We start from the raw sequence: 26,094 nt of genomic DNA, 5'->3' as shown, positions 1-26,094 counted from the left end.
GGCCACCGTCCCGTACGTGCCGTAGGTTCCGCCTCTTCCGTACCGGAGACAGCCATGCCCCGTACCGCAGACAGCAGACCCGGCCGGCACAGACGCCGGCTCATCACCCTCCTCGCCGCTGTGGCGACCGTCGTGTGCGCGGCGAGCGGCGCCCAGACCGTCGCCGCCCCGCAGGCCGACGTCAACGTCGCCAAGAACGCCGGCTACGAGTCCGGACTGAGCAATTGGACATGTACGAACGGCAGCGGCACGACCGTCGCGAGCCCCGTGCACAGCGGTACGAGCGCCCTGAAGGCCACCCCGACCGGCTCCGACCACGCCAAGTGCGCGCAGACCGTCGCGGTCAGGCCCGGCTCGACGTACCGGCTCAGCGCGTACGTCCAGGGCTCGTACGTATACCTGGGCGCATCCGGCACCGGCACCACCGACGTCTCCACCTGGACCACCGGCGGCACGTCCTGGCAGCAGATCGGGACCAGCTTCACCACCGGACCCAACACCACGTCCGTGACCGTCTACACCCACGGCTGGTACGGCCAGCCCGCCTACTTCACCGACGACCTCAGTGTCTTCGGGCCCGACGGCGGTGGCGGCACCGATCCGGTACCGGGCATACCCGCGACCCCGACCGGCCTCACCGTCGCCTCCGTGACGCCGTCCTCCGTCGCCCTGACCTGGAACGCCGCCAAGGACGCCACCGGGTACACCGTCTACCGCGACGGCGCCAAGGCGCAGTCCGTCAGCGGCACCTCCGCGACCGTGACCGGCCTGAGCCCGTCCACCGCGTACCGCTTCCAGGTCGCGGCGACCAACGCGGCCGGTGAATCCGCCAAGTCGGCCCAGGTCACCGGCACCACGTCGGCCGACGGCCCCGGCGGCGACCCGGCGGTGCCCAAGCACGCGGTCACCGGCTACTGGCAGAACTTCAACAACGGCGCGGCCGTCCAGAAGATCAGCGACGTGCCGGGCCAGTACGACATCATCGCGGTCTCCTTCGCCGATGCCACCAGCACACCCGGCGCGGTGACCTTCAACCTCAATACCGCGGGCCTGAACGGCTACACCGTCGACCAGTTCAAGGCGGACATCAGGGCCAAGCAGGCGGCCGGCAAGTCGGTGATCCTCTCGATCGGCGGCGAGAAGGGCACCGTCTCCGTCAACGACGCGGCGTCGGCGGCGAACTTCGCGAACAGCGTGTACGCGCTGATGCGGGAGTACGGCTTCAACGGCGTCGACATCGACCTGGAGAACGGCCTCAACCCCACCTACATGACGCAGGCGCTGCGCGCGCTGTCGCAGAAGGCGGGCAGTGGGCTCGTCCTCACGATGGCCCCGCAGACCATCGACATGCAGTCGACGTCGGGGAGCTACTTCAAGACGGCGCTGAACGTCAAGGACATCCTGACCGTCGTCAACATGCAGTATTACAACAGCGGCTCGATGCTCGGCTGCGACGGCAAGGTGTACTCCCAGGGGACGGTGGACTTCCTGACCGCACTGGCCTGCATCCAGCTCGAAGGCGGTCTCGACCCCTCCCAGGTGGGGATCGGCGTGCCCGCCTCCACGCGGGGCGCGGGCAGCGGGTACGTCGCGCCGAGCGTCGTCAACGCCGCCCTGGACTGCCTCACCAGGGGCACGGGCTGCGGCACCTTCAAGCCCGCGAAGACCTACCCGGGGCTGCGCGGCGCCATGACCTGGTCGACGAACTGGGACGCGACCGCGGGCAACGCCTGGTCCAGCGCGGTCGGGCCGCACGTCCACGGGCTGCCGTAGCGGCGGCCCGGACGGGCCTGTTCACCTGACCGTGACCTAGACATCACCTTCTGTTCGCCCTCGCGACACTCACCTCGCACGAAAGATCAGCGAGCATTCACGTGCAGTTCGTTGTGTCGAGATGAGTGTCGCGTGAGGGGAAAAAGAGTGCAAAGCCGACGTCGGGTCCGGATGAGTCGCAGGAGCCGATGGAGCACTCTGCTCACCGTGACCAGCGCGGGCGCCCTGCTGCTCGCCGGGTGCGGAGCACAGGCCACCGATGCGGCGGACGAAAGCCGCCGGTCCCCCGAGCCGGCGCCCACCGGGATCCACTGCGCAGGCCAGGGCAAGGCACGCGGCTCCGGCTCGACGGCGCAGCAGAGCGCCATGGAGCACTGGATCGACGCGTACCAGCGGGCCTGCCCGGACGCGCAGATCGCCTACAACCCGCTGGGGTCGGGTGCCGGTGTCGCACAGTTCCAGCGGGGCGCGACCGCGTTCGGCGCCACCGACGGGGTGCTGAGCAAGCAGGAGATCGAGTGGTCCCGGGAAGTCTGCCACGGCGGCCGGGCGATCCATCTGCCGATGGCCGGCGGCCCCGTCGCCATCGGTTTCCACCTGCCGGGCGTGGACCATCTGGTGCTGGACGCGCCGACCCTGGCGAAGATCTTCGATTCGCGCATCACCACCTGGGACGCGCCGGCCATCCGGAAGCTGAACCCCGGCACGAAGCTGCCGTCCCTGCCCATCCGGCCGATGCACCGCTCGGACGACTCGGGCACGACGCAGAACTTCCAGGAGTACCTGGCCGGTGCCGCGCCCGAGGACTGGCCGCACTCCGCCGGGAAGGCGTGGCAGGGCAAGGGCGGTGGCGCCGCGACCGGCTCCTCCCGCGTCGCGTCCCAGGTGTCCGCCTCGAACGGGGCCATCGGCTACTTCGAGCTGTCCTTCGCGGCCGCCCACAAGATCACTACGGTCAGCATCGACACGGGCGCCGGCGAGCCGGTGGCGCCCACGACGAAGACGGCGTCGGCCGGCATCGGCGCCGCGGAGATCGTCGGTGAGGGCAAGGACAAGACCCTGGCGTTCGACTACGCCGACCCGAAGCCCGGTGCGTACCCGATCGTCCTGATGACGTACGAGCTCGTCTGCGACAAGGGGAACCAGGCCGCTTCCCTGCCGGTCCTCAAGTCGTTCCTGACCTACACGGCGGGCCCCGAGGGCCAGAAGCACCTCGCGGCACTGAACTACGCCCCGCTCCCCGGCCCCGTCGCGACGGAGGTCCGCCGGGCGGTGCGCGCGCTGTCCTGAAACAGCTCCCCCCGAACAAAGCTGGTCCGAACAGGGAGGGGCGGCCCCGGCGGGGCCGCCCCTGTCTGCATGGTGCGGTGCGATCAGAAGCCGCAGTACACGCTGGAGCCGTAGTCGCTCAGCAGGTCGTCACGGACCCAGCCCGAGACGCCCGTGCTGTCGTTTCTGAGGTACGTCCAGGTGTAGTCGCCGGCCACCGTGTAGCAGTGGTAGTCGAGCCGGTGACCCGAGTAAGCGATGCCGTTGCTCGCACAGCTGGTGCTGGACCCGCTGCGCTCGTTGGCACCGCTCGCCGTGGCGTTCCAGGCGCTTCCGTCCTTGTCGGCGGCGGTCTTGCCGCAGGACGCGGCGGCCACCGCCGGAGTGGAGACGGTGAACGGAAGGCAGACGGCCACCGCCGCGACGGCGGGCAGAACGGCTGCGAGTCGACGCTTCATGAAATCCCCCAGTTGCATTCTTTTGTGGACACCGCTTGTTGGCGCCGTTCCTCGTTGGCACCGCTCCTGCTTGCCGGGTGGCGTGAGACAAGAGCAGTGACCACTGCATCGCGTGTGATGTGCGTGGCGTTAGTACGATCCTGTTCTGAACATGGCGAAGAAAGCATTCCGCCCCGGAGTGACCGATTTCGGGTGCCCCAGCGGCTGAAAAGCCGCTACGGGCGCACAAATTGGCACATCACGTGAGGAGAGGCACGTTGAGCGCGCGCATACTGGTCGCCGAGGACGACGTGAAACAGGCCCGCCTGATCCGGCTCTATCTGGAACGGGAGGGGAACGAGGTCCAGGTCGTCGGCGACGGCCGCGCCGCCGTGGACCGCGCCCGGTCCTCGCGGCCCGACCTCATCGTGCTCGACGTGATGATGCCGAACGTCGACGGGCTCGACGTGTGCCGCATCCTGCGCGCCGAGTCCCAGGTGCCGATCCTGCTGCTCACCGCGCGCACCACCGAGGAGGACATGCTGCTGGGACTGGACCTCGGGGCCGACGACTACATGACGAAGCCCTACAGCCCGCGGGAACTGACCGCGCGGGTCCGGGCGTTGTTACGGCGCGCGAAGGCGGCGGGACGTACGGAGCCCACGGTGCTCACGGTCGGGGACCTGGAGGTCGACACCGCGCGCTTCGAGGTGCGGGTGGCCGGGGAGCCGGTCGTGCTGACCGGCAAGGAGTTCGCCATTCTGACCGTGCTCGCGGGCGAGCCCGGCCGGGCGTTCACCCGGGCCCAGATCATCGACCGGGTCTTCGGGTTCGATCAGAACGTCCTGGAGCGCACGGTCGACGCGCACGTGATGAACCTCCGGCGGAAGCTGGAGAAGGGGGTCGGCCCCGACGGCCCGCGGTACGTGGAGACGGTGTACGGCCGGGGGTACCGGCTGGCGGCGGGGCAGGGTGAGGAGCGGTGAGCTTCCGGCTGCGGGCGCTCGCCCTGCTGATGCTCGTCGCGATGGCCGCGACGGCGGCGACCGCCTGGCTGACGTGGCGTCAGGCGACGCGGCAGGCCGCCGATTCCGTCACCGCCGGGCGGCAGGTGGTCTCCCGGATCACCGGCGAGCTGTACGCCTACGGCTTCGCGCACGGCACCTGGGAGGGCATCTCCCCCACGGTGAGCCGGCTGGCGAAGGACACCGGCCAGCGGATCTGGGTCGCCACGGAGGCCGACGAGCTGCTCGCCGACTCCGACGCGCTCACCGGCCGCGAGCCGCGCGCGGTGAGCCGGCAGCCCCCGGTCCTGGTCGACCCGCGCCCCACGCTGCGGCTGCCGACGGACCAGGTACCGCTGGCCTCGGTCAAACGCACGGTCACCGCGATCGGCGAGTACCGGGCGGCCGCGGCCTACGCGGCGTGCCTCACCCGGGCCGGGGCCGAGGTGACGGCCCGGCCGAACAGCATCGGCGTGCCCCGCGTCAGTACGGAAGGCAAGGCACCCGCGCAGTGCGAGCAGCCGGCGGCGGCCTCCGACCCGAAGGCGGCACGGGACCACGCGGCGGTCCAGAAGTGCGCGGGCGAACGGCGCTTCGCCACGTGCCTGCAGCGGACCTTCGACGAGCGGATCGGCGCGGCCGCGCCACCGCGGCTCCAAGTACGCCTGGGTGTACGCGACGAATCCCCGCCCACCCTGGCCGCCGCCCCCACGGTGGCCGTCGCGGTCGGCGTCGCCCTCGCGGCCATCCTCGGCGCACTGCTGCTGAGCCGGGCCGTACTGCGCCCGATCCGCGCCCTGACGCTGGCCGCCCGGGGGCTGGGGGCCGGCGAGCTCGGGCAGCGGGTGCCGGTCTCCGGACGGGACGAGATCGCCGAACTCGGCCGGGCCTTCAACCGGATGGCCGACTCCCTCCAGGCCGGCGAGGAACGCCAGCGCCGCCTCACCGGCGACATCGCGCACGAACTGCGCACTCCCCTGGCCAACCTCCGCGGCTACCTGGAGGCGCTGCAGGACGGAGTCGTGGAGCCGACGCCCGAACTCCTCGCCTCCCTCCACGAGGAGGCGATGCTGCAGCAGCGGATCGTGGACGACCTCCAGGACCTGGCGCTGGCCGAGGCCGGGGCGCTCACCTACCACCGCGCCGACGTCGAACTGCGCGAGCTGCTGGAGACCTGCCGCACCGCCCACCGCGCCCAGGCCGAGAGCGCCGGTGTCACGCTGGAAGTGGCGGCGCCGGAGCGGACGTACACGGTCGCCGACGCCGACCGGCTGCGCCAGGTCGTCGGCAATCTGGTCGGCAACGCGATACGGGCCACGGCGCCGGGCGGCACGGTCACGCTGGCGCTGTCCTCCCACGACGGCCTGGCGGTCCTCCAGGTCCGCGACACCGGCACCGGCATACCGGAGAAGGACCTGCCGCACCTCTTCGACCGCTTCTGGCGCGCGGACGCGGCCCGCGGCCGCGCCACCGGCGGCAGCGGCCTGGGCCTGTCCATCGCCCGGCAGATCGTGCGCGACCACCGGGGGACGATCGAGGTGGAGAGCACGGTGGGGGTGGGGACGGTCTTCACGGTGACGCTGCCGCTCGGTTCAGGGGGCGTGGCCGGCACCGGCTGAGTGCCCTCGCCTGAGTGCCCTCGCCGTCACGACCCCGCGAGTGCCTCGGTCGGCGACAGGCGCCCGGCCCGGACCGCCGGGTAGAGGCCCGCCGTCGCGCCGATCAGCAGCGTGACGGCGATGCCCGCGCCGGCGGCCCATACCGGTACCTCGGTGGGCCAGTCCCGTACGTATGCGTACGCGGCGGTGATCGCCGTACCGAGTACCGTCCCGCCGAGGCCGCCCAGTGCGGACAGCAGCAGCGACTCGGCGACGAACTGGCCGCGGATCTGGCCGCTGGTGGCACCCAGCGCGCGGCGCAGCCCGATTTCCGGGCGGCGTTCGAGCACCGAGATGACCATGGTGTTGCCCACCCCGACCCCGCCCACCAGCAGCGCGACCCCGCCGAGGCCGAGCAGCAGCCCGGTCAGCGCGGACTCGGTGGCCTCCCGTGCGGCCAGCGCGTCGGAGGGCCGGGAGACCAGCACCTCGTTCGGCTGCGCCGGGTTCGCCGTGGCCGCGAGGACGTCGCGTACCGCCGTCACGCGGTCGTTCCGGGCCCGTACGTACACGGTCGACGGGTGGCCGTCGAAGCGCAGATACGTCCGCGCCGCCTGCCAGCCGATCAGCGCCGAACTGTCGATCTCCGGGGCGAGCGGCGCCGGTTCGAGCACGCCCACGAGCGAGAACCACTTGCCGCCCAGCCACAGCCGCATGCCCGGGGTGTACGCGTCCAGCCGCCGGGCCGCCTCGGCGCCGAGTACCACCGCCGGGTACTCCTCGGTCGCCGAGGCGAGCCACCGGCCCGTGCGGACACTGCCGCCGATGGCCGGCAGCAGCCGCGGCTCGGCCGCCGCCACCTGGACGCTGCTGGTCCGCCCCACGGGCACGTGTGCGTTGCGGTAGACGGCGGCGCCGTCGAGCACGCCGATGGCCGCCACCTGCTGCACGGGCCCGATCCGCCGGATCATGGGCACCGCCTCTTCGGGGAGCCGGGTCTTGCGGCCGTCGGGGGTCTGACCGGGGGCGACGCGCAGCATGTTGGTGCCCAGCGCGTCGAGCCGGCGGTCGACCTCGGCCCGGCTGGAGCTGGAGATGCCGACGACGGCGACCATCGCGGCGACCCCGATCGCGATGCCCAGCGCGGACAGGAAGACCCGCAGCGGCCGGGTGCGCAGCCCGGTCCCGCCGAGCCGGACGAGGTCGGCGGGGCTCAGCCGGGCGGGACGCAGCGAAGTCGTACGCCCTCGCGCGCTGCCTCGCGCTCGCCCTCGGCGGCTCATCGCTCCTCCCCGGAGGCGGTGAAGACGGTATCGGTGCGTCCGCTATCGGCGATGATCCGGCCGTCGCGCATCTCCACCCGCCGGTCGAAGACCGTGGCCATCTCCCGGTCGTGGGTGATGACCACCACCGTGGTGCCGGCCCTGTGCAGGTCGCGCAGCAGCTCCAGTACCGCGGCGCCGGAGGCCGAGTCGAGGTTGCCGGTGGGCTCGTCGGCGAGCAGCAGGGCCGGCTCGCCGATGACGGCACGGGCGACCGCGACTCGCTGCCGCTCGCCGCCGGAGAGCTGGTGCGGCAGGTGGTCGATGCGGTGGTCGAGCCCCACCCGGGTCAGCGCTTCCGCGGCCCGGCGCCGGCGCTCCCGCAGCGGCACGCCCGCGTACAGCAGCCCGTCGGCGACGGTGTCCAGTACCGGTACGCCCACGGCCAGGTGGAACTGCTGGAAGACGAAGCCGATGCGCTGCGCGCGCAGTGCGGAGACCTCCCGGTCGGACAGCTCGGCGATCGGGTGGCCGTCGACGGTGACGCGGCCGCTGGACGGCCGGTCAAGCGTGCCCATCAGATGCAGCATGGTCGACTTGCCGGAGCCGGAGTGGCCGACGACGCAGGTCAGTTCGCCGTACTCGATGACCAGGTCCACGCCGTCGACCGCGGTGACATGGCCGGGGTAGGTCTTCGACACGGCCTCGAACCGGACGACGGGAGTGCCCGGTCGCGGCACCGGCGGGCCCGGCGAGCGGGTCGCTGAGGTCACTTGGGGATCCTCACCTTCATGCCCTCGTGGACCTCGGGTCCGCTCACCTCGACCCGGCCGTTGGCGAACAGCCCGGTCTTCACGGGCACGAAACGGCTTGCCCCGTCGGTGTCCTTGCCGCTGCCATCGGCCAGTTCCAGGCCGTGGCCGCCTTCGGCCAGGGCCACCAGCGCGGCCACCGGTACGGTCAGCACGCCCTTGCGCTGCTCGACCACATAGCGCACGGTGACCGGGCCGCTCTCCATCCTGCCCAGCGCTTCCTGGTCGTCGAAGGTGATCACCACGGAGACGGTGGCCGCCTTCGTCCCCGCGTCGCCGCCACCGTCCTCGCCGCCTCCGCCTTCGGCGTTCCCCTCGCCCTCGGCGGCGGAGGCGTCCTTGCCCACGCTGGCGACCTTGCCTTTCACCGAACGCCCGTCCGGGAGTTCCACGGTGACCTCGCTGCCCCGTCGCGCCCAGTCCGTGTCGGCGGCGGGCGCGGCCACGGTGACCATGCGGGAGGTACGGGTGTAGCTCACCGGACTGCCGGCGGCCTCGGCCCCGACGCGCACGCTGGTGCCGGCAATTCGTACCGGACCGGACGCGTAGACGATGTCACCCGCGTCGACCCTGCCGGTCCCCGGCACACCGAGGTCCTTCTGCCAGCGCTTGACGGCGTCGGCGGTCAGCGTGGTGTACGTGTCGTCCACGGTGAAGCCGGAGTAGCCGAGGGCCTGGAGGTTGGTCTCGAACTGCTTGACGTCCATGCCGCGCAGGGGGGTTGGAGAGGCGGGTGGCGCGGGCTGCTGCTGCGGCGGGGTGCCGCCGTCGATGTCCTCGACTCCGTCACTGTCCTTGGTCCCGTCGGCGCCGCTGGTCCCGTCGGCGCCCTTGGTCCCCTCGGGGTCCTCGCCCGTGCTCGCCGTTTCCGGCTCCACCATGCCCAGATCGCGGTACATGGGCAGGCTGCCGTACAGCAGCACCACCGGCCGGTCGTCGACGCGCAGCACGGTCCCGCCGCGCCGGATCGTCCGGTCCGTCTCGGGCAGCCAGGTCACCGTTCCCTTCGCCTTGACGGGGAACGGGACCTCGGGGCCGTGGCCGAGCCGGCCGTCGATCTCGGTCTGGTCGGTCAGCGTGCCACGGGTGACCGCTACTGCCTGGCTGCTCCTGCCCTCCCCCGCCTGACCGGCGTCGTCGCCGCCTCCGCCCAGTCCGAGGGCGCCGACCGTACTGACCCCGGCGACCAGGAGTATCCCGGTCCCCACGAGCACGGGGCCGCGCCTGCGCCGCCCGGCTCTCCGGCCGTCGGCGCGGCTCTCCGATTCCCGTCCCGTGTCCATGGCTTCCTGCCCCCGCCCGTCAGATCCTGTCCCTGCCCTGCCCGTCAGCCCTTGGGCGTGGGCGCGTTCTTCGGGATGCCGATGATCGAGGCGCACTCGCGCGCGGCCCGCTTCGCACCCGCCGACGTGGAGTCCCACTGGACGTCCCGGAAGTGGCCGTCCTCACCGGTGTCGGGGAAGTCGGGAGCGCCGTTCTCCTGCATGCACTTCGCGTACTCGCGGTTCTTCCCGATCTCCTCCTTGGAGAGCTCGGGCTGCTGCTCCTTCTGGACACTGTCGGGGACGGGCAGGCTGAGGTCGGCGCACTTCTCCTGGGCCTGGAGGGCCTTCTGGTCGCGCTTCCACTTGGCGTTGTCGCCGAAGTCGACCCGGCCCTTGGCGTCCGGGTCGGGGACGTCGAGCCCCGCGTCCCGCAGGCACTTGACCCACTTGCGCTGCCCCTCGACATACTCGGCCAGCTCGCCGGCGCTGCCCTTGGTGGCGCTCGCACCGGGCTTGCCGTTACCGGCGGACGCGATGTCGTCCCCGCCGTCGTCGCTCCCGCAGCCGGTCACCGTCAGCGCCACCACCGACACCGCCCCGACCAGCAACCGTCCCCCGAACCACCGACGCGAACCCATCGCTGCGCTCCTCATCCCTCGGCCACCGCCCGGCCCACCGAGGCCGGACGCGCCGAATCTAGAACCGCACCGATGAAGAACCTATGAAGAAGCCATCAAGAACTTCTCCGCCTGATCCGAGGAGAGAGGACAAGGCGGGGGGGTGAGGGGCGGGGCGGGGGCGGGGCGAAGGGAGTGGAGCGGGGTGGGCGGCGGGTGTTGTCAGACCCTGCCGCTACTGTGTTGAGAAGGGGACCTCGCATCTCCCATGGGGGAAGAAGAGCGGGGGAAACGGTACGGCGGACGGCGGCAAGGATCAGCCGGCGTCAGCCGGGTCAGCCACCATCAGCCAGGTCAGCCATCATCCGGGGTCAGCCAGCATCAGCCGGGGCCAGCCACCATCAGCCAGCATCAGCCGTGGTCAGCAGCCGGTCCGGGTCGGGGTAAAGCGCAGTCGGTCGTGCTCGTCCTTGCCGAGCGCGGTGGTGTAGGTCGCGTGCGTGACGCGGTACCAGACGTCGTCCTTGCCGGGCCGGCCGTTGACGTCGTCGAGCCGCACGCACCAGCGTTCCGGCCGGACGACCCGCCGGTACGTCTCCGTGCCCTGCCGGACCTTCCGGCACTTCTCGTACCGCTCGGTGGTGTACCACGTCCGCTTCTTGCCGCCGCTGCGCTTGGTGTGCTTGACGCGCTTCGTGGCGGGCGCGCACTTCTTCACCTTGTGCGGCCGGGTGGCCTTGACCGTCTTCTTCGTGACATGGCGGACGCCGGCCCGGAGCCCCGTGACCTCGTCCGAGTGCGGCCGCGCGTCCTGGGCGCTCTTCCCCGTGCCGTGGCCGCCGCCGTCGCTCCCCCGGTTGCCGTCCGCTCCCGCTCCGCAGGCGCTGAGCCCCGCCACGAGAAGTGCGGTCAGCCCGGCCTGTATCAGTCGCTGCTTGGTGAGCACGTCTCCCCCTGCGGTCGCTCCGGAAGCGGTCAGCCTAGCTGATCTTCACAGCCCGGCCGGTGCGCGGAAGCCGTCCGCTGATTTATTGAACTATGCTGAAGAAATGTCCTCCGGCGAAGAGCTCGATCACGCGGCCGTGGAACTGCGCAACAGCCTGATGCGGGTGGCGCGGCGGCTACGGGCCCAGCGTCCGCCCGGTGAGCTGGCGCTCGGCGCCATGGCCGTACTGGGACGGCTGGAGCGCGACGGCCCGGCGACCGCGAGCGAACTGGCCGCGGCGGAGCGCGTCACGCCGCAGTCGATGGCGCGCCCGGTGGCCAGGCTGGTGGAGCTGGGCCTGGTCGAGCGCCGCCCCGACCCGGCCGACGGACGGCAGACCCTGCTGCATCCCACGGACGAGGGGCGGGAGTTGATCCGGGCCGACCGCGCGCGCAAGGACGTCTGGCTGGCCCGCGCGATGGCGACCCACCTCAACGACGTGGAGCGCGATCTGCTGCTGCTCACCACCCGCCTGCTGGACCGCCTGGCCGCCGCCCCCGACGTGCCCGATGCCGCCAACACTCCCGATGTTCCCGACGCCCCCACCGAACACTGATGGACCGTCCCGTGCCGACCTCCCGCGAAACCCCCCACCCGGACACTCCTACCGCCCAAATAGACAGCAAGGCTGAAGACAAGCCGAGTGCCGCACCGCCTCATCGGGCCCGGCCCCAGCTGCCGCAGCGCATGGTCGGCCCTATCGCCTTCGGCACGATCCTGCAGCCGCTGAACTCCTCGATGATCGCGGTCGCCCTGGTCGGCATCCAGGAGCACTTCGGTGCCGGCCCCGCCACCGCCTGGCTGGTCTCCGGCCTCTATCTCGCCACCGCCGTGGCCGCGCCCGCCGCCGGGCGGCTGGCCGACACGCTCGGCCCGCGCAAGGTGTCGCTCGCCGGGCTGGCCCTGGTCGCGCTGGCCTCGCTCGCCGCCCCCTTCGCCCCGTCCGTCGGCGCGCTGGTCGCCTGCCGCGTCGTCATCGGCATCGGCACCGCCGCGCAGTACCCGTGCGGGCTCGCCATGGTGCGCCGCGCCGCCGACCGGATGCGGGCCGACTCGCACAACGCGCTGGCGGCGCTCACCGTCTGCTCCCAGGTCATGGTCGCCCTCGGCCCGACGCTGGGCGGCGTACTGGTCGGCGGCTTCGGCTGGTCCGGCATCTTCTGGGCCAATGTGCCGCTGACGGTGATCGGCGCGGCCGCCATCCTGCTGTGGGCCCCCACCGACCCCGCACGCGAGGGCAGTGCGCTGCGCCGGACCGTCGCGGAGCTGGACCTCCCCGGGATGCTGCTCTTCGTGGCGGCCATGGGCCTGCTGATGTACTGGCTGCTGTCGCTCGCGCGGACGCCGTACTGGTGGGCGCTGGGCGGCGCGGCGGCCGCCGGGCTGTGCACGGTGTGGCGCTCGCTGCGGGCCCCGGTGCCGTTCCTGGATTTGCGGCTGCTCTCGAACCGCGCGCTGTCCTTCACGTACGTACGGACGATCGCGACGTACACCGCGTATTACGGCATCTTCTACGGCCTGCCGCAGTGGCTGGAGGAGTCCCGGGACCTGGGCGCCTCGGGGGCCGGGCTGGTGATGCTGCCGCTGGCCCTGATGGGCATCGTCTCCACGCTCACCGCCACCCGGGTGCAGAAGCGGCGCGGGCCCGGCCCGCTGCTGCTGATCGGTTCGGTGGTGCTCGCGGCGGGCGGGCTGCTGCTGACCCTGCCCACCGGCTCCTCCCCGGTATGGCTGCTGGTCCTGCTGTGCCTGGTGCTCGGCATCCCCAACGGCTACAACTCGATGGCCAACCAGAACGCCGTCTACCAGGCGGCGCCGGCCGCCCAGGCGGGCGCGGCGGGCGGGCTGTACCGCACCGCGCAGTACGTCGGCGCCAACCTCGCCGCCGCGATGCTCGCCCTGCTCATCGGCAGCCACTCCACCGACGGCGGGCTGCACCGTGCCGGCCTCGCCATCGCCGTGATCAGCGGCTGTCTCGCCGTCGCCGCGGTGGGGGGACTGCGCCGCGGCCGAGGGGTCGTCAGAGGGCGAGGCGCATGATCGTCAGGTCCAGCCAGCGGCCGAACTTGATGCCGACCTCGCGCACGGTGCCGACGTCCTGGAAGCCGAACCGTTCGTGCAGGCGGATCGAGGCGGTGTTGCGGGACTCGATGTCGGCGATCATGAGGTGGTAGCCGGCCGCCCGCGCCGAGGTGATGAGTGCGTCGAGGAGCGCGGAGCCGACGCCCAGACCGTGCCGGTCGGTACGTACGTAGACGGAGTTCTCCGCCGAGTACCGGAAGCCCTCCAGCGGCCGCCAGGGCGCGTAGACCCCGAAGCCGACGATCTCGCCCTCGTGCTCGGCGACGAATGCCGCGCCCTTGTCCAGGAAGGCGGCGAGCCAGGCGGCGCCCTCGGCGGGCGTCTGGAGCGTGTCCGTCCACAATGCGGTCGAGTTCTCGATCGCGTCGTTGCGAATGGCGAGAATGGCGTCCAGGTCACCGGCGCACGCCGGACGCACCGTCGCGGCTTCCGCGACAGCGACCGCGGCCCCCGACTCCTTCTCATATATTGGATCCATGTCCAATATGGTAGATCCTCTGGTGGCGCGCATCGGGGCACGGGTCCGTGCCGAGCGGGAACGCCGCCGGTGGACCCTGGCGCAGCTGGCCGATGCCTCCGGCGTCTCCCGCGCGATGATCCACCGGATCGAGCGCGGCGAGAGCAGCCCGACCGCCGTCGTCCTCGGCAAGCTGTCCGGCGCCTTCCGGATCAGCGTCTCGTCGCTGCTCGCGATGGCGGAGGGGGCCACGGACGGCGACAACCCTCACGGCGGGATCGTTCACCCCGCGGAGTGGCGGGACCCGGCCACCGGGTACCGCCGCCGGCAGATCTCCTCGCCGCGGTTCCCCGCGGAGATCGCCGAGATCCGGCTGCCCGCCGGTGCGCACGTGCCGTATCCGGCCGCGGCGTTCGCCTTCGTACAGCAGATCGTCTGGGTACTGGACGGCCGGCTCACCTTCCACGACGAGGACGAGACGCACGAGCTGGCGGCGGGCGACACGATCGAGCTCGGTGCCCCGGCCCCGCGCGCCTTCGCCAACAACACCGCGGAAGAGTGCCGTTACGCCGTCGTCCTCGTCCGCTCCGAGGCCCCCTGATCACCGTTGTCGCCGCAACCGTGATCGTCGGTACCGCGTCCTCCCCTCCATGACGACGCCTCCCGCCACCGGGCTGACGATGGCCGAAGAACTGCTGCTCCTCGGGCTGCACCCCGAGCGCTCCAGGTTCCGCGTCCAGCCCCGTTACCTCCGTTACGGCCTGGCGGCCGCGGTTCTGGCCGAGCTGGAGGGGTACGGCAGCGTGGCCGAGGAGCGGGGCAGAATCGTCGTTCCGCGCCCGTTGCGAACAGGGCAGCCCTTGCTCGATCAGTTCCTCGACGGTCTCGCCGCCGGCTCCCCGGGCTCGCCCGGCTCCGCGGGGAAGGGCAGGGGCGAGCACCTGCAGCGGTGGCTCCGCCGGAACGGGGAGCGGGTGGAGCGGCTCGCCGTGGACGCCCTCGTCGACCGCGGCGCGATCCGGCTGGACGAGCAGCGCGCCCTGGGCCTCTTCCCGTACCGGCGTTACCCCGTCCGCGATCACGGGTTGCACGGCCAGGTGCTCGGCTCCTTCCACGCCGCGCTGGAGCGCGGCGTTCCCGACCGCCGCTCCCGCGTCCTGGTGGGGCTCGCCCTGGCGACGGATCTGGCGACGCGTCTCGGCGTCCCCTGGCGGGTGCGCCGCGAACTGAAACCGCTCGTCCGCGAGCAGTGGTACGCGCAGGCGGTGCACAAGCAGGTCAACTCGGACAAGGCCGCTGCCAACGGGGGCGGTGCCTGAGCGCGCGTGCGTGCGCAGGCAGGGCTCAGTACGCGTGTGCTCAGGTTCGGGTACTGAGCTGGGGCGGGCGGGACGTGGAGGTGGCGTCGGGTGCGGGGGCTTCCGGCTTGCGGCGCTTGCGGCCCGCCGAGAGGAGCAGGCTCGTGAGGGCGCCTGCCAGCAGGCCCCAGAAGGCGGAGCCGATGCCGAGCAGGGTCACGCCGGAGGCCGTGGCGAGGAAGGTGACCACGGCCGGTTCGCGGGACGCGGTATCGGCGAGTGCGGTGGCCAGCGAGCTGGTGATGGTGGCGAGCAGGCCGATGCCGGCGATGCCGAGGACGAGGGCGTGCGGCATGGCGTCGAGCAGGGACGCCACCGTCGCGCCGAGGATGCCGACGCACAGGTAGAAGATGCCGGCCCAGACGGCGGCGAGGTAGCGCTTGCGGCGGTCGGGGTGGGCCTCCTCGCCGGCGCAGATGGCCGCGGTGATCGCCGCGAGGTTGAGGCCGTACGCGCCGAACGGCGCCAGCAGCAGGTTCGCCGCGCCGGTCCAGGTCATCAGGGGCGAGACCGGTACGTCGTAGCCCGCGCCCCGGAGCACCGCGACGCCGGGGAGGTTCTGCGAGGCCATGGTGACCACGAAGAGCGGGACGCCGACGCTGATCAGGACCTTCCAGTCGACGTCCGGGGTGACCCACACGGGCGTGGCCACGGAGAGCCGCACGCGCTCCGCGTGCCAGCCGCCGGTGAACACCGTGGCGACGATGCCGGCGGCGAGGGCGAGCAGGACGGCGTAACGGGGCAGCAGCCGGCGGCCGAGCAGGTATGCGACGAACATCGGGAAGGCCACGGCGAAGCTGCTGTGCATGGTGGTGAAGAGGCCGGTACCGAACTGGAGCAGGACCCCCGCGAGCAGCGCGGCCGCCATGGGCACGGGGATGCGGCTCATGGCGCGGGCGAACCAGCCCGTCACGCCGCTGGCGAGGATGAGCAGCGCGGAGAACAGGAAAGCGCCCACGGCCTGCGCCATCGACACGCCGCTCAGGCTCGTGGTCAGCAGGGCCGCGCCCGGCGTCGACCAGGCGGTCACCACGGGTGCCTTGTAGCGCACGGACAGGCCGATGGTGGTGCACACCATGCCCACGCTGAGGGCGAGCATCCAGGAGGAGATCTCGCGGGAGTCCGCGCCGGCCGCCTTGGCGGCGGTGAAGATGAGGGCGGCCGAGCTGGTGACGCCCACGGTCACCGCGATCAGTCCGGCGACGACCGCGGAGGGCGGGGCGGCGGCGCGTATGCGAGCGAGCATCAGGGACATCGTTTCCAGGTTCTGTTTCTGCTTCTGTCCGGTCCGGAACCGTTCTCGGCTTGTTCTGTTTATGGAACGTTCCGTTTGCGGAACAGTAGAGAGTAGGCTGGTCGCTCGTCAATGACGGTCAAGAGACGGGAACGGACGCGCGCGGCATGGGCCTGAACGACGAGGTGGGGCGCCGGCTCCGGGAGCTCCGCCAGCAGCAACGCCTGTCCCTGTCCGAGCTGGCCCGGCGCTCCGGCGTGGGCAAGGGAACGCTCTCGGAGCTGGAGGGCGGACAGCGCAATCCCACGCTGGAGACGCTGTACGCGCTGACCACCGCGCTCAACAGTCCGCTCAGCGCGGTGCTCTCCGACCATCCGCGGCATGCTTTCGAGGCACGGCCCGACGGCGTCTCGGGCAGCGCCGTCACCGCGGTGCTCATCGAGCGCTTCGAGGAGCCGCCGGCCGTCACCGACATCTTCCGCATCCGCATCGCCGCCGGCAGCGTCCAGGAATCCGCCGCGCACATCGCGGACACCACCGAGAGCCTGATGGTCCTGGCGGGTACGGCCGTGGTGGGCGACCCGGCGGAACCGCAGACGGCGGGCCCGGGCGAGTACGCACACTGGCGTGCCGACGCCCCGCACGTCTACAGCGCCCCGGACGGCGACGTGCACGCCATCCTGTTCGTCCGCTACCCCCAGGCGACGTCGGCCCCCTGACCCGACAGCCGGCGCCGGAACATGTGAGGTTAGCGTGACCTCCATGGAACTCCTGGGAGAGATAACCGCCGACCGGCCGCTGCTCGTGGTCGCCGTCAAGGAGGAGGCGCAGTTCCTCGGCGCCGGCTTCCCGGTCCTGCTGACGGGCATCGGCAAGGTCAACGCGGCGACCGCGCTCGCCACCGTGCTGGCGCGCGGCCCCCGCCCCTCGGGCATCGTCAACCTGGGCACCGCGGGCGCGCTGCGCCCGGGCCTGCGGGGTACGCATGTGATCGGCTCGGTCATCCAGCACGACCTGGACAGCGCGATGCTGGCCGCGCTGACGGGCGAGATGTACGGCGCGCCGCTGGACCTGGCGGACGAGGGCGGGCCCGTACTGGCGACCGGCGACTCCTTCATCGCCGACGACGCCGCCCGGGACCGCCTGGCGGCGCGGGCCGCGCTGGTGGACATGGAGGGCTACGCGGTCGCGGCCGCCGCGCAGCAGGCCGGCGTGCCGGTGCGCCTGGTCAAGCACGTCAGTGACGAGGCGGGCGACGGCGCGGCCCGGACGTGGCAGGAGTCGGTGGCGGAGTGCGGCCGCGAGCTCGCCGTCTGGGCGGCGGAGCACCTCACCGTCGGTTCCTGAGCGCCTGACACGCCTGATCCATAGCCGTGACAGCCAGGTGTACACAGCACACTGTGGCGCAGGCGACAGTGAATTACGGATGACCATGCTGGTGGCGGGCGTTCCGAACAGTCGGAACGTCCGCCTCCCGGCGGCGTTCTCCCTCGTATGACGACTTGAGGAGAACCACCCGTGACCTCCAGCGACCCCGCCGCCCGCGCGGCGCAGGTACTCTCCCGTCCCTTCTCCCTGGGCGGGCTGACCGTGCCCAACCGCATCGCCATGGCGCCGATGACCCGCGAGTTCTCGCCGGGCGGCGTCCCGGGCGCCGATGTCGCGGAGTACTACGCGCGCCGTGCCGCCGGTCGCGTCGGCCTGATCATCACCGAGGGCACGTACGTCGACCACCCGGCCGCCGGCACCAGCGGCGCCGTCCCCCGCTTCCACGGCGAGAACGCGCTCGGCGGCTGGCAGCAGGTCGTCGAGGCGGTGCACGCGGCGGGCGGCACGATCATGCCGCAGCTGTGGCACGTGGGCATGGCCCGGGAAGCAGGCGCGCCGCCCTTCCCGGACGCCCCGCCGTCCGGCCCGTCCGGCCTCGCGCTCGACGGCACGCCCTCCGGGCACGCCATGACGCAGCAGGACCTCGACGACGTCATCGCGGCCTTCGCGGAAGCGGCCCGCGCGGCCGAGCGCATCGGCTTCGACGGCATCGAGCTGCACGGCGCGCACGGTTACCTCATCGACCAGTTCCTCTGGTCGGGCACCAACCGGCGCACCGACGCGTACGGCGGCGACCCCGTGGCCCGCACCCGCTTCGCCGCCGAGATCGCGGCGGCCTGCCGCGCGGCGGTCTCCCCCGACTTCCCGATCCTCTTCCGGATGTCCCAGTGGAAGATGGGCAACTACGAGGCCCGCCTCGCCGACACCCCGGAGGAGCTGGACGCGATCGTGGCGCCGCTCACCGTCGCGGGCGTGAGCGCCTTCCACGCCTCGACGCGCCGCTACTGGCTGCCGGAGTTCGAGGACTCGGACCTGAACCTGGCCGGCTGGGTCAAGAAGCTCTCCGGGCTGCCGACCGTCACCGTCGGCTCCGTCGGCCTCGACAACGAGTTCCTCCAGGCGTTCCAGGGCAAGCAGGCCGGTGTGGCCGGCATCGACCGGCTGCTGGACCGGATGGAGCGCGACGAGTTCGACCTGGTCGCCGTGGGCCGGGCGCTGCTCGGCGACCCGGAGTGGGCCGCGAAGATCTTCGAGGGCCGCACCGACGAGCTCGTACCGTTCGACGCCTCGATGCTGCGCACGCTGAGCTAATCCCCCGCCCACCCCGCCTCGTCACTGCTTGGCGAGCGGTGACAAGGCGGGATCGGGCAGCGAGGCGAGCAGGTGGCGGCATGCCTGGTGGCCCTCGGTGGTGGGCCACAGCGGGTAGACGTGGATCTGGCCCGGCGCCTCGTTGAAGTCCACGTCGACGCCCTCGGCCGTCGCCAGGTCGCGGAAGCGGCGGGCGTCGGCGGTGAGGATGTCACGGGTGCCGGCGAACACCGTCGTACGCGGCAGACCGGCCAGGCTGCCGCGGACCGGGCTCACCCAGGGGTGGGCGAGGTCCAGGTCGCCGGCCCACAGGGAGCCGCAGTAGCGCAGTGCCTCCACCCCCAGCATGGGGTCGTGCGGCTGCAGGTCCGCGATGTTCGCGTTGTCCAGTACGGCGTCGAGCCAGGGCGAGATCAGCACCAGCTCGGCCGGCGGGGTGCCGCCGGTGTCCCGCAGCCGCTGCGCCAGCGTCACGGACAGTCCGCCGCCGGCCGAGTCGCCCATGAACACCGTGGGGAGCGTGTCGTCGGCGGTGAGCCGGCCCGCCAGCGCGGTGAGGTCGGGGACGACGGTGGAGGCCGTGCCGCGCGGCGCCAGCGGGTGGACCGGTACGACCACTCGCGCGCCGCCACTGGTCGCCAGCTTCTCGACCAGGTTCCAGTGGTTGTCGCCGACCTCTTCGATGTAGGCACCGCCGTGCAGGTACAGCACCTGCCTGCGCACGGCGCCGTCCCGCGGGACGACCTCGTAGCAGGGCCACCCGTGGCGGAAGTGCGCGGTCACCCGGCAGTGCCGGTCCAGCCGCTTGGGCGGCCCGAACGCGGCGGGCCGCCGCTGCTGCCGCTCGACCTTCCGCCGCACCTCCACCAGGTCGCGGTACCCCATCCGGTGCCCCAGCGCCGACGCGACGAGCAACAGGACTCGGCTGCTCAAGCTGGGCACGGTGCCACCTCCTCGTCCACGACTGCAGTACTCCCAGACGCGTTCCACGCAGTCGCGATCGGAAACGGAGGAGGTGGCGACCGTCAGCGGGTACCGGCGACCATCAGCGGGTCCCGGCGGCCGTCAGCGGTTCTCTCCGGTCGCCTGGGCGGGGATGCCGGCCGGCTCGGCGTCGACCTGTACCTCGACCTTGACCTCGACGTCGGCCTTGGCGTCGATCTCAACCTCGGCCTCGGCCCCGGTCACCGGCAGGAGCGTGTCCTCCGGCAGCGTCACCAGCCAGTGGGTGTCCTGGCGGGGGCGGAGGTACAGAGCCCAGTAGACGGTGGCCACGGCCGTGATGCCGCCGGTCCACAGCAGGTACTGCATCTCCTGCTGGCTGAGGATGTAGACGAGGACCACGATCAGCAGCAGCGGAACCGCGGGCCACAGCGGCATCCGCCAGGCGGCCATCTTCTTGTGCGCGCCGCGCCGGGCCGCCAGCGCCGCGATGGCGACGAGGAGGTACATGCCGGTGACGGAGACGCCGGTCACGCCGTAGAGCGTGTCGAGGTTGACGAAGCACAGGGCCGCGCCGGGGAGGCCGACGACCAGGGTCGCCACCCACGGGGAGCCGAAGCGGCCGAGGCGGGACAGCCCCTCGTTGACCGGCCGGGGCCATGCCTTGTCGCGGGCGGAGGCGAAGAGCACGCGGGAATTCTGGATGACCATGACAATTCCGGCGTTGATGATGGCCAGCGCGACACAGAGGCTGACGAAGGTGCCGACCGCCGAATTGCTCCACGCGGTGACCATGGTGCTGATGTCGCCCGAGGTCAGGGCCTCGATGCTGGGGGCGCCGAGGGTGATCGCGATGACCGGGACGAGGATGACGGCGGTGGAGATCGCCAGCGTGGCCAGCACGGTGCGGGCGACGTTGCGGCGCGGGTCCTCCAGCTCCTCGGAGAGGTAGACCGCGGTGGAGAAGCCCTGGGTGACGAAGAGGGCGATGGCCAGGCCGGAGACGATGAGCAGCGCGGTGACCGGGCCGGGGGTGCCGGTGGGGCCGGCGACGGTGCCGTGCAGGAGGGCGGCGCCGCCCCGCTCGGCGTGCGCGAAGCCCAGTACCGCCACGACGCCCGCGGCGACGACCTCGAGGACCAGGAAGATGCCGGTGATCCAGGCGTTGGCGCGCAGGTCCAGCAGGCCGGCGAGGGTGGCCAGGAGCATCACGGCGGCGCCGGCGATCGGGGCCGGTATGTGGACCACGGGGGCGAGGTAGTCCGCTGTGCCCATGGCGATCACGGGCGGCACGATCATGACAACCAACAAGGAGAGGACGAAGACCAGCCAGCCGGCCAGCCGCCCGGTCAGCGTCGAGACCATGGCGTACTCGCCGCCGGCGCTGGGGATCAGGGTGCCCAGCTCCGAATAGCAGAACGCCACCGCGATGCAGAGGACGGAACCGATCGCGATGGTCAGGGCGGTGAAGGTCCCGAGGTCGGCGAAGAGGTCGGGCACCACTACGAAGAGCGTGGAGGCGGGGGTGACGCAGGACAGGGTCAGCAGGGTGCCGCCGACGACGCCGATCGAGCGCTTCAGCGTCTTCGGGCTGTCCGGGCCCGGCGCTTCGGCGGCGTCGGTGGTCACCGCGGTGCGGTCACCGGTGGGTGGCTGGCTGAGGATGTCGGTCATGGAGCGGTTCCGATCGACTGGGTGTGACATGTACTGGCGGGAGCCTTATCGCCTCCGTGGACGGCTGGGTCGTGCTTGCGAGCTGACCGGCGGGTCCCCGTCCGGGGTGACGGGGCGGCCGGCGAGCTTGATCTGCTCCCGGCGCATATAGAAGCCCGACGAGATCCGGAGCGTCAAGGCATGCATGGGTGCGGAATTCGTCGCCTGAAGGGTCAACAGGTGCCGTTTTCCGCAGCATCGACACGAGAGCCGCTCTTCAGCTGTCACTGCTGCGGTCGCACTAGGACCTTGGAAAGGGAGACATCGAAAGCCGCCGCGCCTGTGATGCACAGGTCAACGGCGGCTTCAGCCAGGGAGTGCACAACTGTCGACTGCGTACTACGGGAACCGCAGAGCGGCCGCTGTGAGGAATTCCGCAGGTCAGGGGCATCTCCCGGGGACAACCATGACGGGCGGGTCAGGAGATGTTGTTGATCTTGCTCCGCACCTTGTCCATCACCTTCGCCGGGAGCGTGGCGTAGCCCTGGAAGGAGAGGTCCTGCTGGCCCTGCATGCCGGCGGCGTAGAGAAGGAACGACTTGGTGGCGGGCCAGGTCTTCGCCTTGTTGCCCTTGTCGCAGACGATCTCGTACGTGACCATGCCGATCGGGTAGGCGCCGGCGGTCTTGTGCCGGTAGTCGAGGTCGAGGACCAGGTCGCCGTCCGAGCCGGCGGCCTTCGCGCCGGACAGCGCCTTCGAGGCGTTGACGACGGTGGGGTCGACCGGGGCCGAGGCGCCGGTGTCGAGCGAGGCCGTGGGGAGGTTCTTGCCGATCGCGTGGGCGAGCTCGACGTAGCCGATGGCGCCCTCGGCCTGCTTCACCTTGCCGGCCAGGCCGTCGGAGCCGGTGGCGGAGTCACCGCCCTTGGCGGGCCACTTCTGGCTGTGCGGGTGCGGCCAGTCGTCCGGGGTGGCGGCGTGCAGGTACGCGGTGAAGTTGTCGGTCGTGCCGGAGTCGTCGGAGCGGTGCACCGCCTTGACGGCGGTCGCGGGCAGCTTCGCCTTGGGGTTCAGCTTCGTGATCGCCGGATCGTTCCACTTGGTGATCTTGCCGTCGAAGATCCGGGCGACGGTGGGGGCGTCCAGTACCAGCTTCTTGACGCCCGGCAGGTTGTAGGCGAGGGCGATCGGGCCACCGAGCATGGGCAGGTGGACGGGGCGGCCGCCGTCCGCACACGCCTTCCCTGCCCCCTCCCGCTGTGACTTCGACAGCGCGGAGTCGGAACCTGCGAAGGCGGTACGGCCCGCCAGGAAGTCCTTCTGACCCGCGCCGGAGCCGGACCCCTCGTACTGGATCCGGGTGCCGTCGCAGGCTTTCTGATAGTTCCTGATCCAGAACCGCATGGCGTTCTGCTGCGCGGTCGAGCCGGAGGCCCGCAGCGTGGCCGCCTTGCCGCACTTCACCGCGCCGCCCGGGGCCGCGCTGCCGGAGCCGGAAGCGGACGCGGACGTCGCGCTGGACGATCCGCCGGACTCCGGGGAATCGTCCGAGCCGCAGGACGCGAGGGCCAGTACGCCCGAAAGTGCCGCCAGCGCGGCGGCCAGGGCACGCGGGCCCCGGGGACGCTGTGATGTCACGGTCGACTACTCCTTGAGCTTCGGGGTCTCAGAGGTCAGGGGTCAGAAAGGAGTCCCAGGGCGCCATTGATCACGAGGGCGCGCATGGACTTCTGTACCCGGGCGTGACGTGGGTCCGCGGGGAACGGCGGGGGCTTCACCCGCACGCCACCCCCGACGGCTCCCCCGAGGCGCCCTGGCATCATGGGCCCCATGGCCACCACCCGCGAACTTTTCATCGGCGGCAAGGACGTGCCCGCCGCCTCCGGACGTACCACCGAGGACATCAGCCCCTTCACCGGTGAGGTGTACGCGACCGTCGCCGCCGGCGGGCCCGAGGACATCACGCGGGCCGTGGACGCCGCGGACGCGGCCTTCCCCGCGTGGGCCGCGCTCGCCCCGTTCGCCCGCCGGGCCATCTTCCTCAAGGCCGCCGACCTGCTCGACGCCAAGGGCGAGCAGGCCGTCGAGCTGATGGCCCATGAGGTCGGCGGTACGGCGCCGTGGGCGCACTTCAACGTCGCGCTCGCCGCCAACGTGCTGCGCGAGGCGGCCGCCGCGATCACCGCGCCGCGCGGCGAGGTGCTCAGCACGCAGGAGAGCGGCGCGCTGGGCATGGCGGTACGCGAACCGCTGGGTGTCGTCGGGGCGTTCGCGCCCTGGAACGCGCCGCTGATCCTCGGGGTGCGCGCCGTCGCCGCGCCGCTCGCCGCGGGCAACACCGTCGTGGTCAAGCCGAGCGAGGACGCGCCGCTGGCCTGCGGGCTGTTCGTCGCCGACGTACTGCGCGAGGCGGGGCTCCCGGACGGCGTACTGAACGTGGTCACCAACGCCCCCGAGGACGCGGCCGCCGTCGCCGAGACGCTGATCGCCGACGCGCGCGTACGGGCCGTCAACTTCACCGGCTCGACCGGCGTCGGCCGGATCATCGGCACCCACGCGGCCAGGCACCTCAAGCCCGCCGTGCTGGAGCTGGGCGGCAAGAACGCGATCCTTGTGCTGGACGACGCGGACGTGGACTACGCGGTCGACGCGGTCACCTTTGGGGTGTTCATGAACGCGGGTCAGATCTGCATGTCGGGCGACCGGATCCTGGTGCACGAGAGCCTGGCGGAGGAGTTCACGCGGAAGTTCACCGCGAAGGTCGCGGCGCTGCCGGCCGGCGACCCGCGCGAGCCGGACACCGTCGTCGGGCCGCTGGTCAGCACGGCCGCCGCGGAGCGCGTCGCGGCGCTGGTGCGGGACGCGGTGGACAAGGGCGCCACGGTACTGACCGGGGGCGGTGCGCCGGAGGGCGCGGTGCACCCGGCGACCGTGCTGACCGGCGTCACCAAGGACATGGACCTCTACTACGGCGAGGCGTTCGGGCCGGTCTGCGTCATCGAGACGTTCGCCGACGACGACGCGGCCATCGCCCTGGCCAACGACACGGAGAACGGCCTGACCTGCGGCGTCCTCACCGAGAACGCCACGCACGGGCTGGCCGTCGCGCGCCGGATCCGTACCGGCATCGTGCACGTCAACGACCAGTCCGTCGGCGACGAGCCGCAGGCCCCGTTCGGCGGCATCAAGGACTCCGGGTACGGGCGGTTCGGCGGCCGCTGGGGCATCGAGGCGTTCTCCAGCACCCGGTGGCTGACGGTCGCGACACAGCAGGCGCACTACCCGTTCTGAGGCGCCCGCACGGGTGTCTGACGTTCCGTCGCCCCTGGCGCGCCCATGCGGCGCGCCAGGGGTACGAGGGCGATGACGGTGGCGCCGAGGAGGCCGGCCAGGGCGAAGGCGGTGAAGCCCATGCTCTGGCTGCCGGTGGCGGCGAGGACGCCGATCAGCCAGGGGCCGAAGGCGGCGCCCATCCGGCCGACGCCGGTGACCATGCCGAGCCCCGCGGCGCGTTCGCTGTCCCGGTAGACGGTGTCGGTGACGGCGTAGACCATGACCTGCGCGCTGAAGAGCACGACGCCGGTGAGGGCGATGACGGCGTAGGTGACGCCGAGCGGCAGGTGCGACTTGAGGAGCAGCGCGCCGGCCGCGGTGAGGGCGAACCAGAGCGCGGAGATCCTCACTGCGCCGAAGCGGTCGGCGGCGCGGCCCGCGACGAACATGCCGGCGATGCCGCCCGCGTTGATGACCATCAGGAAGGTCACCGAGGAGCTGAGGCCGTAGCCGGAGGCGCGCATCATCTGCGGCAGCCAGGTGGAGATGCCGTACACCAGCACCAGGCCGCAGAAGGAGGCCAGCCAGAGCAGGAGGGTGGCCCAGCGGGACCCGGCGCCGAAGAGGGCGCGGACGGCGGCGAGGCGGCCCTTGGCGCCGGCGGCCGGAGCCTGGACGGGGGTGGGCCGGGGCAGGCCGTACCGGTCGGCGACGGCGTCGGCGCGGGTGCGGTCGCCGCGCGCGAGGAGCACGCCGGGCGACTCGGGCAGGTACTTCAGGAGCAGCGGTACGGCGATGAGGGCGGGCAGCACGCCCGCCCAGAACACGGCGCGCCAGCCCGCCGCGGGCGCGAGGCCCAGCCCGATGCCGGTCGCCGCCATGCCGCCCGCGTGGTACGAGGACATCAGCAGGCCGGTGGTGAGCGCGGCCCGGCCGGGCGGCGCGAACTCCAGCACCATGGCGAGGGCCAGCGGGGTGAGGCCGCCGAGGCCGATGCCGGCGAGGAACCGGCCCGCGCCGAAGAGCGTCGGATCGCCGGCGAGGGCGCAGACGGCGGAGCCGAGGGAGAAGAGCACGACGCTGGCCACGAGGGTGGGGCGGCGGCCGAGCCAGTCGGTGACGTTGCCGGCGGCGAGCGCGCCGAAGAACATGCCGAAGGCGGTCCAGCTGCCGATCGAGCCGGCGCTCGCGGGGGTGAGGCCGAGGCCGGGGTCGTCGAGCATGTGCGGCATGACGGCGCCGTAGATGTTGACGTCCATGCCGTCGAAGAAGACGGCCAGCCAGCACAGGGCCAGGACCGGGAAGACCGTGCGGAAGGTGTGCGTCATGGGTGTCCCTGGAGTCTGTGCGGCGGGTCGACACTCGGCTCTTGCTTACTTTTGTTCGCCTGGTGAAATCCCATTCACCGAGCGAGTGGCATGAGTGTCGGGCC

24 protein-coding genes are annotated in these 26,094 nt (G+C 72.0%); 12 read left to right on the top strand and 12 right to left on the bottom strand.

The genetic code is table 11. The annotated features are described in order from the left end of the window. The first annotated feature begins 54 nt into the window (after positions 1-54). Both ACIGXO_RS31125 and pstS (ACIGXO_RS31120) read left to right on the top strand, forming a co-directional pair. Positions 55-1,773, top strand: a complete 1,719-nt coding sequence (locus tag ACIGXO_RS31125) for a chitinase (protein ID WP_399793525.1) — start codon at positions 55-57, stop codon at positions 1,771-1,773. A gap of 207 nt (positions 1,774-1,980) precedes the next feature. Then, complete coding sequence (gene pstS, locus ACIGXO_RS31120; protein ID WP_399793522.1) at positions 1,981-3,063, top strand: phosphate ABC transporter substrate-binding protein PstS; 1,083 nt, start codon at positions 1,981-1,983, stop codon at positions 3,061-3,063. Positions 3,064-3,146: 83 nt separating this feature from the next. On the opposite strand, the gene ACIGXO_RS31115 is transcribed toward pstS (ACIGXO_RS31120), so the two are convergent. Continuing rightward, positions 3,147-3,500, bottom strand: coding sequence for an SH3 domain-containing protein (locus tag ACIGXO_RS31115; protein WP_399793520.1), 354 nt, complete (start codon positions 3,498-3,500; stop codon positions 3,147-3,149). A gap of 257 nt (positions 3,501-3,757) precedes the next feature. Between ACIGXO_RS31115 and ACIGXO_RS31110 the strand changes: the two genes are divergently transcribed. After that, positions 3,758-4,465: a response regulator transcription factor gene (locus ACIGXO_RS31110; RefSeq protein ID WP_399793518.1), complete on the top strand. Its 708-nt coding sequence runs from the start codon at positions 3,758-3,760 to the stop codon at positions 4,463-4,465. After that, positions 4,462-6,102 (top strand): sensor histidine kinase, encoded by a 1,641-nt coding sequence (locus ACIGXO_RS31105; protein ID WP_399793516.1) that lies wholly within the window; start codon positions 4,462-4,464, stop codon positions 6,100-6,102. Before ACIGXO_RS31110 ends, ACIGXO_RS31105 begins: the two co-directional genes overlap by 4 nt. A gap of 26 nt (positions 6,103-6,128) precedes the next feature. Here ACIGXO_RS31105 and ACIGXO_RS31100 read toward each other — a convergent pair whose 3' ends face one another. From ACIGXO_RS31100 to ACIGXO_RS31080, 5 genes are all read right to left on the bottom strand, one after another. Then, positions 6,129-7,364, bottom strand: a complete 1,236-nt coding sequence (locus ACIGXO_RS31100; RefSeq protein WP_399793514.1) for an ABC transporter permease — start codon at positions 7,362-7,364, stop codon at positions 6,129-6,131. Next, the gene (locus ACIGXO_RS31095; protein WP_399793512.1) at positions 7,361-8,116 is read right to left on the bottom strand and encodes an ABC transporter ATP-binding protein; all 756 of its coding nucleotides are present in this window, start codon (positions 8,114-8,116) and stop codon (positions 7,361-7,363) included. The genes ACIGXO_RS31100 and ACIGXO_RS31095 overlap by 4 nt, the downstream gene beginning before the upstream one ends. After that, complete coding sequence (locus ACIGXO_RS31090; protein ID WP_399793510.1) at positions 8,113-9,438, bottom strand: peptidoglycan-binding protein; 1,326 nt, start codon at positions 9,436-9,438, stop codon at positions 8,113-8,115. The genes ACIGXO_RS31095 and ACIGXO_RS31090 overlap by 4 nt, the downstream gene beginning before the upstream one ends. A 44-nt stretch (positions 9,439-9,482) precedes the next feature. Then, complete coding sequence (locus ACIGXO_RS31085; protein ID WP_399793508.1) at positions 9,483-10,058, bottom strand: hypothetical protein; 576 nt, start codon at positions 10,056-10,058, stop codon at positions 9,483-9,485. A gap of 400 nt (positions 10,059-10,458) precedes the next feature. After that, positions 10,459-10,983, bottom strand: coding sequence for a hypothetical protein (locus ACIGXO_RS31080; RefSeq protein WP_399793506.1), 525 nt, complete (start codon positions 10,981-10,983; stop codon positions 10,459-10,461). A 103-nt stretch (positions 10,984-11,086) separates the two neighbouring features. On the opposite strand from ACIGXO_RS31080, the gene ACIGXO_RS31075 reads away from it, so the two are divergent. Together ACIGXO_RS31075 and ACIGXO_RS31070 are read left to right on the top strand one after the other, a co-directional pair. Beyond that, positions 11,087-11,578, top strand: coding sequence for a MarR family winged helix-turn-helix transcriptional regulator (locus tag ACIGXO_RS31075; protein ID WP_399793504.1), 492 nt, complete (start codon positions 11,087-11,089; stop codon positions 11,576-11,578). Positions 11,579-11,709: 131 nt separating this feature from the next. After that, the gene (locus tag ACIGXO_RS31070; RefSeq protein WP_399793502.1) at positions 11,710-13,062 is read left to right on the top strand and encodes an MFS transporter; all 1,353 of its coding nucleotides are present in this window, start codon (positions 11,710-11,712) and stop codon (positions 13,060-13,062) included. Here ACIGXO_RS31070 and ACIGXO_RS31065 read toward each other — a convergent pair. Continuing rightward, positions 13,043-13,582 (bottom strand): GNAT family N-acetyltransferase, encoded by a 540-nt coding sequence (locus ACIGXO_RS31065; RefSeq protein WP_399793499.1) that lies wholly within the window; start codon positions 13,580-13,582, stop codon positions 13,043-13,045. The two genes, ACIGXO_RS31070 and ACIGXO_RS31065, sit on opposite strands and share 20 nt — an antisense overlap. Here ACIGXO_RS31065 and ACIGXO_RS31060 point away from each other — a divergent pair. Both ACIGXO_RS31060 and ACIGXO_RS31055 read left to right on the top strand, forming a co-directional pair. After that, entirely contained in the window at positions 13,581-14,162 is a 582-nt protein-coding gene (locus ACIGXO_RS31060; RefSeq protein ID WP_399793497.1) for a helix-turn-helix domain-containing protein, read from the top strand. The genes ACIGXO_RS31065 and ACIGXO_RS31060 overlap by 2 nt on opposite strands. A 49-nt stretch (positions 14,163-14,211) precedes the next feature. After that, complete coding sequence (locus tag ACIGXO_RS31055; RefSeq protein WP_399793495.1) at positions 14,212-14,880, top strand: GPP34 family phosphoprotein; 669 nt, start codon at positions 14,212-14,214, stop codon at positions 14,878-14,880. A gap of 40 nt (positions 14,881-14,920) precedes the next feature. Here ACIGXO_RS31055 and ACIGXO_RS31050 read toward each other — a convergent pair whose 3' ends face one another. Continuing rightward, complete coding sequence (locus tag ACIGXO_RS31050; protein WP_399793492.1) at positions 14,921-16,165, bottom strand: benzoate/H(+) symporter BenE family transporter; 1,245 nt, start codon at positions 16,163-16,165, stop codon at positions 14,921-14,923. Between the two features lie 155 nt (positions 16,166-16,320). Here ACIGXO_RS31050 and ACIGXO_RS31045 point away from each other — a divergent pair, with 155 nt between their 5' ends. The 3 genes from ACIGXO_RS31045 (at position 16,321) to ACIGXO_RS31035 (ending at position 18,793) form a co-directional block, all read left to right on the top strand. After that, complete coding sequence (locus ACIGXO_RS31045; protein WP_399793490.1) at positions 16,321-16,872, top strand: helix-turn-helix domain-containing protein; 552 nt, start codon at positions 16,321-16,323, stop codon at positions 16,870-16,872. 43 nt (positions 16,873-16,915) lie between these two features. After that, the gene (locus ACIGXO_RS31040) at positions 16,916-17,500 is read left to right on the top strand and encodes a nucleosidase (RefSeq protein WP_399793488.1); all 585 of its coding nucleotides are present in this window, start codon (positions 16,916-16,918) and stop codon (positions 17,498-17,500) included. Positions 17,501-17,671: 171 nt separating this feature from the next. Next, positions 17,672-18,793, top strand: coding sequence for an NADH:flavin oxidoreductase (locus ACIGXO_RS31035; RefSeq protein ID WP_399793486.1), 1,122 nt, complete (start codon positions 17,672-17,674; stop codon positions 18,791-18,793). A gap of 21 nt (positions 18,794-18,814) precedes the next feature. On the opposite strand, the gene ACIGXO_RS31030 is transcribed toward ACIGXO_RS31035, so the two are convergent. The 3 genes from ACIGXO_RS31030 to pstS (ACIGXO_RS31020) form a co-directional block, all read right to left on the bottom strand. Continuing rightward, entirely contained in the window at positions 18,815-19,726 is a 912-nt protein-coding gene (locus ACIGXO_RS31030) for an alpha/beta hydrolase fold domain-containing protein (RefSeq protein ID WP_399793484.1), read from the bottom strand. A 132-nt stretch (positions 19,727-19,858) separates the two neighbouring features. Beyond that, on the bottom strand, positions 19,859-21,409 hold the full coding sequence (locus ACIGXO_RS31025) for an APC family permease (protein ID WP_399793482.1): 1,551 nt from the start codon (positions 21,407-21,409) through the stop codon (positions 19,859-19,861). Between the two features lie 457 nt (positions 21,410-21,866). Continuing rightward, positions 21,867-23,027 carry a phosphate ABC transporter substrate-binding protein PstS gene (gene pstS / locus ACIGXO_RS31020; RefSeq protein WP_399793480.1) on the bottom strand — a complete coding sequence of 387 codons (1,161 nt, stop codon included), beginning with the start codon at positions 23,025-23,027 and terminating at the stop codon, positions 21,867-21,869. Positions 23,028-23,219: 192 nt separating this feature from the next. Between pstS (ACIGXO_RS31020) and ACIGXO_RS31015 the strand changes: the two genes are divergently transcribed. Continuing rightward, positions 23,220-24,680: an aldehyde dehydrogenase family protein gene (locus tag ACIGXO_RS31015; RefSeq protein WP_399793477.1), complete on the top strand. Its 1,461-nt coding sequence runs from the start codon at positions 23,220-23,222 to the stop codon at positions 24,678-24,680. On the opposite strand, the gene ACIGXO_RS31010 is transcribed toward ACIGXO_RS31015, so the two are convergent. Beyond that, positions 24,668-25,990 carry an MFS transporter gene (locus ACIGXO_RS31010; RefSeq protein WP_399793475.1) on the bottom strand — a complete coding sequence of 441 codons (1,323 nt, stop codon included), beginning with the start codon at positions 25,988-25,990 and terminating at the stop codon, positions 24,668-24,670. The genes ACIGXO_RS31015 and ACIGXO_RS31010 overlap by 13 nt on opposite strands. Positions 25,991-26,094: the final 104 nt, after the last annotated feature.

The organism is Streptomyces sp. NPDC053542 (assembly GCF_044544685.1).
GTDB lineage: Bacteria > Actinomycetota > Actinomycetes > Streptomycetales > Streptomycetaceae > Streptomyces.
This window is presented reverse-complemented; position numbering and strand designations above follow the sequence as displayed.